Annotated in this window: 9 protein-coding genes; 6 read left to right on the top strand and 3 right to left on the bottom strand. The window is 34.0% G+C overall.

Annotation, left to right across the window (positions count from 1 at the left end; translation table 11 throughout):
* Entirely contained in the window at nt 1-411 is a 411-nt protein-coding gene (locus M0M57_RS03195; RefSeq protein ID WP_248435312.1) for a hypothetical protein, read from the bottom strand.
* Between the two features lie 111 nt (nt 412-522).
* Nucleotides 523-834, bottom strand: coding sequence for a hypothetical protein (locus M0M57_RS03190; protein ID WP_248435310.1), 312 nt, complete (start codon nt 832-834; stop codon nt 523-525).
* Between the two features lie 264 nt (nt 835-1,098).
* Here M0M57_RS03190 and M0M57_RS03185 point away from each other — a divergent pair, with 264 nt between their 5' ends.
* From M0M57_RS03185 to M0M57_RS03160, 6 genes are all read left to right on the top strand, one after another.
* Nucleotides 1,099-3,063, top strand: a complete 1,965-nt coding sequence (locus tag M0M57_RS03185) for a histidine kinase (RefSeq protein WP_248435308.1) — start codon at nt 1,099-1,101, stop codon at nt 3,061-3,063.
* Between the two features lie 7 nt (nt 3,064-3,070).
* Nucleotides 3,071-3,820, top strand: coding sequence for a LytR/AlgR family response regulator transcription factor (locus M0M57_RS03180; protein ID WP_248435306.1), 750 nt, complete (start codon nt 3,071-3,073; stop codon nt 3,818-3,820).
* Between the two features lie 219 nt (nt 3,821-4,039).
* Nucleotides 4,040-5,224, top strand: coding sequence for a hypothetical protein (locus tag M0M57_RS03175; RefSeq protein ID WP_248435304.1), 1,185 nt, complete (start codon nt 4,040-4,042; stop codon nt 5,222-5,224).
* A gap of 12 nt (nt 5,225-5,236) precedes the next feature.
* Complete coding sequence (locus tag M0M57_RS03170) at nt 5,237-6,259, top strand: T9SS type A sorting domain-containing protein (RefSeq protein ID WP_248435302.1); 1,023 nt, start codon at nt 5,237-5,239, stop codon at nt 6,257-6,259.
* Nucleotides 6,260-6,281: 22 nt separating this feature from the next.
* A complete protein-coding gene (locus M0M57_RS03165) occupies nt 6,282-6,449 on the top strand; it encodes a hypothetical protein (protein ID WP_248435301.1) in 168 nt (55 codons plus the stop codon).
* Nucleotides 6,450-6,559: 110 nt separating this feature from the next.
* The gene (locus M0M57_RS03160) at nt 6,560-10,600 is read left to right on the top strand and encodes a fibronectin type III domain-containing protein (protein WP_248435299.1); all 4,041 of its coding nucleotides are present in this window, start codon (nt 6,560-6,562) and stop codon (nt 10,598-10,600) included.
* Nucleotides 10,601-10,960: 360 nt separating this feature from the next.
* Here M0M57_RS03160 and M0M57_RS03155 read toward each other — a convergent pair whose 3' ends face one another.
* Nucleotides 10,961-12,634, bottom strand: a complete 1,674-nt coding sequence (locus M0M57_RS03155) for a pyruvate dehydrogenase complex dihydrolipoamide acetyltransferase (protein ID WP_248435297.1) — start codon at nt 12,632-12,634, stop codon at nt 10,961-10,963.
* Nucleotides 12,635-12,639 lie beyond the last annotated feature (5 nt).

Below are 12,639 nucleotides of genomic sequence, written 5' to 3'. Positions count from 1 at the left end.
TCAAATCAATTTTTTTGTAATATAAACTAAGTGTTTACTAGGGATTAAATCAATTAAATCAGAGGTTGAAAATTCTTCGTGATTATCATTACAATCAAAAACACTATAGTTGAGAACTGTTTTTTTTGCTGTTTTCATAATTTCTTCTTTTGAAAGATTAGATAAGTTTTTATAACTCAAAAAAGTTTCAAAATATAATAGTCCTTTATAATGTTTAAATTTGGGTGTTTTTGGGATTGAAGCATCTGTATTGAGTGAAGGTGTTTCAAAAATTGGTTTGGTTGGCGAATAGGCATTTGGAGTATCAATGTAAACTCTTGTTATTCCTGGAATCATAGCATCAACATTAGAAATACTAAAGTTTATTGATATGGATTCGCAATTTTTGGTATTAAATTCGGAAACTGCCATATATATTTATTTTTTCGCCTACTCTATTTCCCCTTTTCGGCTACCTGGTTTATTTTTTTAAAATAGTACAAATTGATAAATTATATAAATTTATCAATTTATTGAAAATGGTTATTTATTAGGTGTTGGAGCCAATAAACCCACAATAGCACCCAACGCAGTAGATCCAACCGAAACTAAAAACTCAGGAACTTTTGCGTTTTGTGTGTCGGGTGCTCTAAAAATAATAATACTCCCCAGAATAATGGAGCCAATTAATACAACTCCCACGATAATTACGATTGTCAGGAACACCCCTTTGTTATCGATAGGTCTCTCTTTAACTTGTTCTAAAAATTGAACAGGATTTTCTTTAAACGCTTCTAATTGTTTAGGATCCTGTTCAAGTGTTTTTGCTAAATCTTTAAATTTGTTTGCTTCCATAAGTATGTTTTTAATTGAATAATCAAACTTCTAAATTAAAAACTACAAAAACATCCCTACAAATGGGTATTTTTCTCATAATCAAAATCTTACATGGAAAGATAGGTGATGAAGGATGAGAGATGATGGTAGGACATTTTCTTTTTTATGTGATATGGATTAGATCGGTTGAATTGCTCTCAACTACTAGTTAAATTTAGTTTGCATATTTTTTTATTTCCTACTTTAGCCACCAAATTTTCACAACGCTTACAAATTAACTTTATGCATAGAACTTTACGATTAGTTACCACGATAACTATTCTTTTTTTTACTTCAACTCTTTTTTCGCAAGACAGAACGATTGATTCGTTAAAATTGCTTCTTAAAAACCCCAAAGTGCATGACACCGTTAAGCTGTATGCAATACTAACGGCAAAGATGCAAAAGTATCACGAAACGGATGAAAAGCATCATATTCTCAACCGTATGCAAGGCAGCTATGCTTTGGAATGCCTTAAGAAAAAAAGTTCACCGGAAGTTCACACTGCCTATGTGCAATGCCTTGCCAATTACTACAGTAGTTTAATGGAAGAGCACAAAGCCAAAGGCGATCTTATACCAGCTTTGGCAGCGATAGACAAAAGTATTGCCCTTTTTAAATCGGAAAAATTATATAACGACATGTATTATTCCGTAATGGATAAAGGTCGATTGTATGCAAAATTTAAACATTTTGAGAAGGGAGCCGAATACCTGTTTATGGCTCTACGTTATTTTGAAAAGCATCCCGGTGAAAATCCGGTTGTAGAAATTGGATCGGTCTATTCTAACCTTGCCGGACTTTATTCTATTCAAGGCGATCATGAAAAAGCGATAGAATATGGTAAAAAAGTTATATTTTATTGTGACGCTAATAAAAGTACGGAATACTCAGAAAATAAAGAAAATACAAAATTTGTGACTTATTCTATTATTGGTGTAGCCTATCGTAACTTAAAAAAATATACCGAAGCAATAGATAATTTAAATAAAGCTTTGGCTATTGCTGAAAACTCAAATAGCTCATTTAAAGTTAGTTATGTTTTGAGTCGCCTTGGTAGTGTGAAATTGGCCGAGCAAAAATATGATGAAGCCGAAGTTTTGTATAAAAAAGCAATCGAAGGTGATTTAGACGACAAGAGTTTGGCCAATGGTTATACCGGCATTGCACAACTTTATTTTGAAAAAAAGGACTATGAACAAGCGTACTTTTATATCACAAAGGGCTTAGATCTGAGTATTAAAACAGAAAATGTCGATCTTCAAGAAGTTGGAAGCGACCTTTTGTTTAAATTGAGTGAAATGCGAAACGATTATAAAAAAGCATTGGAGATGTTTCAACTTCACAATAAAATTGTTGGCTATAAAAACGTTGAATCATCAAAAAATGAACTGGAAAAGCAACAACTCAAGTACGATTTTGATAAAAAGGAATTAAAATTGAAATTGGATGCCGAAAAGAAAGCAGCCATTAAAAACAATTGGCTTATTGCACTTTCTGCTGTACTTGTGCTATTGCTGTTAGCAGCTTATTTCTATTACAGAAACAGCAAACAAAAACAAGCCATTTCCGTTTTGGAGAAAAACCAAATTAAACAAAAACTGCTCATCACACAGATGAATCCGCATTTTATATTTAATTCTGTGCAAAATATTCGGGGTTTGATTAACAATAAACAAAACAACGAAGCCGTAAATTACCTCGACAAGTTTTCTAAACTCACCAGACAAATTCTGGAAAATTCGAATGAAAACTATATTTCGTTGGAAGAAGAGGTTGAAATGATTGAAAATTATCTTTCCATACAACAACTTCTGTATGACAATAAATTCAACTTTACCATTGATGTACAAGAAGAAATTGATAAAGAATCGATTTTTTTACCACCTATGTTGGCTCAGCCATTTATTGAAAATGCCATCAAACACGGGTTGAGCAATACTACAGAAAACGGAAAAATAGACGTTCATTTCTATTTAAAAGAAGAAAAACTGTTTTTTGAAGTGACGGATAACGGCAAAGGATTTGACACGGAGAAAAAGATAAGCAATCACAAATCGTTAGCGATGACCATTACCAAAGAACGCTTGGTTTCGTATACTAAAAACAAAGATTTTGTGGTACAAACGGATAATTTAATCACATCAGCAGGAGTTGTATCAGGAGCAAAAGTTGTTTTTGAAATTCCATATATTTACGAAAATTAAACCTACTATGTTACGAGCTATCGTTATTGACGACATTGAAAAAATAAGAAAAGATAATATTGCTATTATTAAATCTTCTTGCCCCGGTATTTCGATTATTGGTCAAGCCGAATCGGTAGCTTCGGGAATAAAATTAATCAAACAACTAGCACCCGATTTGGTTTTTTTGGATGTTGAAATGCCTGATGGAACCGGTTTTGACTTGCTTCAGAAACTAAACCCTATTCATTTTAAAGTCATTTTTATAACAGGTTATGAAGATTTTGCCATTAGAGCTTTTCGCTTTTCGGCGATTGATTATTTGTTGAAACCATTGGATAAACAAGAATTGATTGAAGCTGTAAAAAAAGCAGAAGAATTGATGAATAAAGAAGTTTTTGATGTGAAACTTCACAATTTATTTTCTAATCTTGAACGCCCTAAAAATCTTCAAAAACTCATTCTTAAAACAGCGGACAGAATTTATTCTATCAATATTCAGGATATCGTGCATTGCGAATCGGACAAAAACTATACTACTTTTCATTTTATAAATTCGCCAAAATTGATTGTTTCTACAAATTTGAAAGAGTATGAAACCTTGTTGAGTCCTCATAATTTTTTTAGAACCCACAAATCACATTTAATCAATATGGCTTTTTTTGATCATTTTATTAAATCGGAAGGCGGTAATACTATTGTGATGAAAAACAAAATTGTTATACCATTGTCGGTTCGAAAAAAAGAAGAGTTTATGGTTTTACTTGAAAATTTATAAACTCATTTTACTAAAAACGTTTCTACTCCGATTTTCTACGTTAATGTTCTAAAACATTACGTTAATTCATTGGTTAAAATTCCTGTTTTCATATGGTCTATTTTTGGCCTTGAAAATTGTTTTTCGTATTTAGAAAACTTTTTTATGGAGTTCAGAAACCATACAAACGAAGCGATTCCGAAAAGCTATATGAGTAGGAGAATAAAAAATGAATAAAAAATGAAAAAACAATTATTTTTTGTAGCTATTGCTGGTTTCTTTAGTTCAATAGCTTCTGCGGCCGATTTGTACGTTAGAGATTTAGGAGCAGGCGGTGCTTATTCGACCATAAGTGCAGCTATTACAGCAGCTAATGATGGTGACCGTATTATCATTAAGCCAAAATCAGGAAATGTACCATACTTAGAAAACATTACAATCAATAAATCATTAACATTTGTATCAGAAACAAATTTCAGCAGGTATTACGTTCAAGGTACAATTTTAATAGCTCCAGCTGTGAACAGAGTTGTAACAATAAATAATATGTACGCCTTTCAAAGTAGCATTAGTACAACATCAACTACAATTACAGGTGGTAGATCTACGATCAATATTATCAACAGTATTGCTGATAGTAACTTTGATTTAGATAATACTAAAAATGTTTCTGTACATGTTTTTGGTAGCGAGTGTACAATACTATATTTTGTTCATGGCGAAGTTGCAGGTAACAATTGTGGTCGAATTAATCTTAATAATGATATTGCACCTTTGGCAACAACGGATGTTTTTATTGTAGGTAATGATTCAGGACGTTTAGAGTCTAGTACATCAACTTATGCAGTACACATTTTAAATAACGATATTAGTGACTCAACAGGTAACCCTTTAGTCATTTCGGATTTAAAAACATCTTCAACTAACTATATACAGAATAATAGAGTTGTATCTACTTCCTATAATACAGTTCAAGTGTTGCTTAGTTCAACAATACCAAATGGAACAATTGTACTTAATAATAATATTTTAAACACAAGTGCTTCAAGCAGTTCTGTAAATAAAATTAATGTTAACACTAATAATGCAACAGTAATTGCGAATAATAATATTTCAAGTACTACTTTTAATACCACTGGAGTTGATATTTTAAATAATAATTTGGGTAATTCATCTTATACTTTAGATTTGACTACACAAACTGCAACTGGATCTATTGTAAATGGTGGACTAACAGATGAAGAATTTTATGATCTAGATTTAACAATTAATGATGTTGGTCCTTTAGGTGGATCAAACTCTTGGGCTAACTATTGGCCAATTAATCCTGGAAATAAACCAAGAATTTCATTTTTAAACACTCCAAGAAGAATTTATACAGGCACAACAGAAATGAATGCAACTGGTTCAGGATATTCTAAATAAATAAACATAAAGATGAAAAAATATATTTATAGTTTATTGTTTTGCTTTACTGTAGGAATTTGTTCTGCCCAACTTACATCTGTAATACAAGCAGAATATTTCTGGGATACCGATCCTGGAGAAGGAAATGGTATAGCAATTTCAGCAGTAGATGGAAATTTTAATAATAGCTTTGAAAGAATCGCTGTTTCTGGGTTAGGTGCTCCGAGTGTTGGATTGCATAAGTTCTCTATTCGAATAAAAGATAACACAGGAATTTGGAGTCCTGTTTTTTCAAATGTTATAAAAGTAGAGACAACAACATCACCAACAACTATTAATTTAGTTCAAGCAGAATATTTTTGGGATGCTGATCCTGGAGAAGGAAATGGAATAGCGCTTTCAACAGTAGATGGAGATTTTAATACTAGTTTTGAAAAAATTGCTGTTTCTGGTTTAAATGCGCCAAGTGTTGGGCTACATAAATTCTCCGTTAGAATAAAAGACGATTTAGGAATTTGGAGTCCTGTTTTTACAAATATTATTTATGTTGACACTACAACAACACCATCTATAGTTAGTTTATCAGAAGCAGAATATTTTTGGGATACTGATCCAGGAGAAGGAAATGGAATCGCTTTTTTAGCAACCGATGGAAATTTTAATACTGCATTTGAAAAACTTGAAAAAATAGCTATTCCAATTGTAAATCCTGTAGGGTTTCACACTTTCAATTCACGAATAAAAGATAGTAATGGGAACTGGAGTCCAATCTTTAAAAATGTAATTTACATTGAAACTGTTTTAGGAAGCGATGAATTTTCATTTTCAAAAATTGTGATATACCCAAACCCAGTTAAAGATATTTTAAACTTTTCGTTTGACAAAGAAATTACAGCCGTTTCAATCATCAATCTACTGGGACAAGAAGTGTTGTCAAAATCTCTAATCAACAGCGAAACTTCAATCGATGTTGCTAGTTTGTCTGCAGGAACTTATTTGGTAAAAGTAACTTCTACTAATGAAGTAAAAACAGTGAAAGTCATTAAAGAGTAATTGTTAATCTAAAACACTCACGATGACAACACTAAAATTAGCCACTTTTATTCCTAGCAAAACAGAACTAAAAACACGGATACTATGCGATTTAATGAACAATGGAATGACAACTTCCGAATTAAATTGGAGAAGTAATTTTATAAAAATAATAATTCAAAATAATCATTTCTTTGTTTTTAAAATTTAACATTTACATAGCTAATTTCCTATTCATAATCAATTTTAATTAGCTATGTTTGTCTCTTTTTTGAAAAAAATAAATAATCATTAATTAAAACAGTAATCATTAACCACTACATGAAAAAAATTTACTTTTTATTACTAATCCTCTTTTCAGTTTGCTCTTTCGGGCAAAACTATGATTACACTATTTATAATACCAGCAATTCTGGAATTGCAAGCAACTATGTTGGTGACCTTAAGGTTGATGCCAACGGCCTGTTATGGATAGCTTCTTTTTCCGGTGTTTCTACATTTAACGGAACCACTTTTACTAATTACAATACTGGCAATTCAGGCATTGTATCAAACTCAATTCTAAAAATTCAAATTGATGGTTTGAATAGAAAATGGATGGCAACCCAATCCAACGGAATCAGCCGTTTGAATGGAAGCACTTGGACCAATTATACAACTGCCAATTCCGGACTTCCGAATAATGCGATTAACGACATTGCGGTTGACGGTTTAAATAATCTTTGGGTAGCTACAAATTCCGGTCTAAGCAAGTTTAATGGTACAACTTGGACTACTTATAGTTCTCTCACTAATATTAATTCTGTTGCGACAGATAGTAATAATGGCGTATGGGTGTCTACAGGTAATTTATTATATAAATTTAATGGAACAGATTTTGACATCATTACCGATGGAGTTCAAAAAATACTTCGAATAGCAAACAATATCATTTATATTGACTCTTTTGATGCTTTAATGACGTATACAACAGCCGGAACATTCCTTAATCTTTATTTTCAAAACACTTCTTGTCTTGCAGGTTATCAACTTAACGCTTTGGATGTAGATAGTAGCAACAAAGCATGGATAGCATTTCAAGGAGAGGGTTTGCAAAATTTCACTGACTGCATTTCTTATACTTCCAATTCTGGTTTACCGGATAATTATATTAGTGCAGTAAGAACTCAATCTAACGGAACTATTTGGGCAGGAACATTGCAACTGGGTTTAACTAAAATGACACCTAGTGCTTCAACATGTAATGCTCCAACACAAACCTGGTCTGAAAATATTACATCAACCACTGCAACACTTAACTGGATTCCGGCTGTTCCGGCACCTGATAGTTATGTGATTCGTTATAATACAACCAATGTGATAGGAGGAATACAAGATGCAACGGCTTCTACTTCTATTTCAATAGAAAACTTAAACCCAAATGCCGATTATTATTGGTGGGTTGCCTCAGTTTGTGGCGAACAACAATCCAATTGGGTCTTGGGTGGATTCTTTGGTACACTGCAAGCAACTTGTAACCCTCCAACTAATTTAGCCGTTTCTAACATAACGTCTAATTCATCTCAGATTACTTGGACGCCACCTGCACCAGCACCTAGTTCTGGATATGAGATTTATTTTGTAACAAATAATGTTGCACCAAGTGCAAATACAACACCAACATTTACAAGCACTTCGGCCGGTATAAACATTACAAACGGATTAACACCAGGAACAACTTATTATTACTGGGTTAGATCAAATTGTGGTTCTACAAAAAGTAGTTGGGTTTCTGGAGGAAATTTTAATACAACCACTTTAACCGGTTGTAACGCCGCTTTGTATGGACAATGGCCAAATACTAATTTCACACCAGCATGTTCCGGTGCAACCGAACAAATTGTTGTAAACGCTTATGCAAGTGAATTTACAAACGTAAATATAGTAGCCGATAGACAATATACTTTTTCAAGTTCGGTTTCAACCGATTTTATTACGATAACGAACGATGCAAATGTAATTTTAGCGAGCGGAACAACGCCTTTAAGTTGGGCTTCTCAATCCACTACCGGAATGATACGCTATTATTTACATACAAATGCTAATTGTGGTGCACAAAACACAGATAGAATAAAATATATTCAATGTGTAGCTCCGGTAAGTTGTGGTTTGCCAACTAATTTAGCGGTTTCAAACATTACTTCTAATTCGTGTCGATTATTTTGGAATGCACCGACACCTGCTGCCAATTCATATGATTTATATTTAAGCACCAACAGTACTGCTCCTGTAGCAGCAACAAATGCAACGCAAGTTAGTAATGCTAATCTTATAGCAACTTTAAATGGTTTATCAGCTTCCACTACGTATTATTATTGGGTACGTTCCAATTGCAATGGTACAAGAAGTGCTTGGGTTTCCGGAGGAAGTTTTACAACTGTAGCATTTTCAAATTGTAACGGTGCAAGTTATGGATTGTATCCTGATGCCACTTTTACACCGGCTTGTACAGGAAATACGGAACTAATTATTGCGAATGCTTGGGCAGGAGAATATTCTAATGTAAATGTATTGTCAAATAAGCAATATACTTTTACCAGCTCGATCGCTACTGATTATGTTACTATTACAAATGCTACAGGAACAACAGTTTTTGCTAGTGGAGTAACACCATTAGTTTGGAATTCAAATGCTACATCAGGACTAATCAGGTATCATCTACACACCAATGCAAATTGTGGCATACAGAATACAGCGAGAGTTCGTTCGATAACGTGTTCGAATGCATCATCTTGTAATCCTCCAACTAATTTTGGAAGTGAAGTGCTATCTTCAACATCAGCTGTAATTGGCTGGATACCTTCGACATCTGCACCAAACGGTGGTTATTTATATGTATATAATACTACTCCAGTAATCGGTGGTATTGATGGAAGTACTGGTTCTACAAGTGCTGATTTAACCGATTTATTACCTAACACTACCTATTATTGGTGGGTTGCTTCAGATTGTGTAAGCAGTCTAAGTGAATGGGCTTATGGTGGTTCTTTTACCACACCTGGTTCTGCTACTAGCTGTTGGCAAACAATTAGTGCCGGTTATACCCATTCAGTAGGAATAAAAACAGATGGTACTTTATGGGCTTGGGGAGACAATGGTTACGGCCAATTAGGTGATGCAACAACAACAAGTAAAAATACACCAACTCAAATAGGCTCAGCTAACAACTGGGAAAGTGTTTCAGCTAGTGGTGGTTTTACAATAGCCATAAAAGTAGATGGATCGCTATGGGCTTGGGGAAATAACACCTTTGGTCAATTAGGCGATGGAACAACAACGAATAGAACAACTCCAACACTTATAGGAACAGCAAATAACTGGAAAAGTGTTACTATTGGAGAAGGATTTGCCTTAGCAATAAAGGATAATGGTACACTTTGGTCTTGGGGGTACAATAATTATGGTCAATTAGGTGATGGTACAACCACAAACAGAACTGTACCCACACAAGTAGGAACAGCAACTAATTGGCAAAGTACTGCGGCAGGATCTGGTTTTTCACTAGCCATAAGAACAAACGGTACGCTTTGGGCATGGGGTTATAATAATTCCGGTCAGTTAGGAGATGGCACAACCACAAACCGAATTACTCCTGTACAAATTGGAACCGAAAATGACTGGGCAAATGTAGCCGCAGGATATGCTCACTCAGTTGGATTAAAAGCGAATGGAATACTTTACACATGGGGAAATAATGCAAATGGTCAATTAGGTGATGGTACAACTACAAACAAACTGACACCAACAGGTGTATACGATCAAGTAGAAAGTATTGAAGCAGGATGGTATTATACCGTTGGAACAACAACATTTGGAAATATGTTAATATGCGGGCAAAATAATTTTGGACAACTGGGTGATAGTACTACTTCTGATAGAATCTGGGTGAGTGCTACAAATTCAACTGATCATCTACAAATTTCTGCAGGAGCATTTCATACCTTGTCATTACATACTGATGGTTCACTGAAAGTATGCGGATTAAATGGACAAGGACGATTAGGAGATGGCACTACAACTGATAGAATTTCACTAACACCTATTGCTTGTCCGACCAATAATTTAGGAGTTGATGATAGTGTTGCTAAAAATAGTAATGTAAAAGTTTATCCAAATCCAGTGAATGATATTTTAAGCATTTCATTTGAACAAGGAATTTCATCTGTTGCGATTTACAATTTATTGAGCCAAGAAGTATTTTCTAAATTAATTAATGCAAATGAAACAACTATTGATGTTTCACATTTGGCAGCCGGAACCTACTTGGTAAAAGTTGAAATTGATAATAATGAGGTGAAAACAATAAAACTGATTAAAAAGTAATTTCATTTTATAATAAATTTAAATCCCAAGCTTATGCAAATGAGTTTGGGATTTTTTTTTGATAATAAGTGGTATGCTTTGGTTTCTTTAAATTTGAGAGATGAAACATTAACCGTACTACATTTGCGTTTAGAAGCTAAATTGGTTTGTAAAGAAATTGTTTTAAATCAAATTAAAGTGTTTTTTCATATTTGAAAATCAGTTTCGGGGATTGTAATTATTGAGTGTTTTCTTTTTTATGTTGGATGTGATTATCAATTTATGTAAATGAAAAAAGTTTATTGAAACGATTTTTACATCGTAACAATAAACTTTTTAAATATAGGAATGGTTAACAGCCTTTCTTATGCTGTTTAAAACCTATGCTAACATAGTAACCGGATTTTCTAAATACGTGCGTAACGTTTGAAGAAATTGAGCACCCGTTGCACCATCAACTGTTCGGTGATCGCAAGCTAAGGTTACTTTCATTGTGTTGCCTACAACGATTTGTCCGTTTCTTACAACCGGTTTTTCGATGATGGCACCAACAGAAAGAATAGCAGAATTTGGTTGATTAATGATTGAAGTAAATTCAGTAATTCCAAACATACCTAAATTAGAAACAGTAAACGTACTTCCTTCCATTTCGGCAGGTTGTAGTTTTTTGTTTTTAGCTCTTCCGGCCAAATCTTTCACCGCAGAACCAATTTGAGATAAATTCATTTGGTCTGTAAATTTCAATACAGGAACTACTAAACCATCTTCTACAGCAACGGCAACACCAATATTTACGTGGTGATTGATAACGGTTACGTCATCTTTCCATTGTGTATTTACACGTGGATGTTTTTTCAATGCCATCGCACACGCTTTAACAACCATATCGTTAAACGATACTTTTGTATCAGGAACAGTATTGATAATTGCTCTGGATTTCATTGCTTCATCCATTGCTACTTCGATTGTTAAGTAATAATGTGGAGCTGTGAATTTAGATTCAGAAAGACGACGAGCAATTGTTTTACGCATTTGCGAATTTTTCACTTCTTCTGAATACGATTCTCCAGCCGGAACAAATGGTTGAACTGCTGTAGCAGGTTGAGAAGTACTTTCCGATTGTGCTGCTTTTTGAGGAGCGGCAGATGGCGTAAAGTTTTCTACATCACTTTTTACAATTCTTCCGTTTTCACCTGAACCTTTTACTTGAGAAAGGTTGATTCCTTTGTCTTTAGCAATTTGTCTGGCTAATGGTGAGGCGAAAATTCTTCCCGTAGATTCGGTTGAAGTTGTTGCTTCTTCTTTATCTTCTGTTGCTGGTTTTGCTTCTTCTGATTTTGCTTCGGTTTTTTCAGCTTTTGGAGCTTCACCACCTTTAGCATAATTTTCGGCAATTCCTGAAATATCTGTTCCTTCTGGTCCGATGATGGCTAAAACACTATCAACCGGAGCAGATTGACCTTCTTCAACACCAATATATAATAAAGTTCCGGAATTGAATGATTCAAATTCCATCGTTGCTTTATCGGTTTCAATTTCGGCTAAAATGTCACCTTCTTTTACGGTGTCGCCAATTTTTTTCAACCAAGCCGCTACTGTACCATCCGTCATTGTATCACTCAAACGAGGCATTGTTACTACTTTTACTCCGGCAGGAATTGCTGCTGAAGCTTTTGGTTTTGATTCTTCTGATTCAGAAGATTCTTTTTTTGGAGTTTCCTCTTTAGATGATTCTTCTTTTGAAGTTTCTTTTTCTTCTGATTTTTCTTCTGTTTTAGCAGAATTTCCTCCTTTTAATAAATCGGAAATGTCTTCACCTTCTTTTCCAATAATAGCTAAAAGAGAATCAACCGGAGCCGATTCGCCTTCTTGAATTCCGATGTGAAGCAAAGTTCCTGCATCAAAAGCTTCAAATTCCATTGTTGCTTTATCGGTTTCAATTTCGGCTAAAATATCGCCTTCTTTTACGGTATCGCCAACTTTTTTAAGCCATGTTGCTACAACTCCTTCTGTCATTGTATCACTCAAACGTGGCATGTTAATAATTTTTGCCATAGTGT

The sequence above is a fragment of the Flavobacterium azooxidireducens genome (genome assembly GCF_023195775.1).
GTDB classification, from domain to species: domain Bacteria; phylum Bacteroidota; class Bacteroidia; order Flavobacteriales; family Flavobacteriaceae; genus Flavobacterium; species Flavobacterium azooxidireducens.
This window is presented reverse-complemented; position numbering and strand designations above follow the sequence as displayed.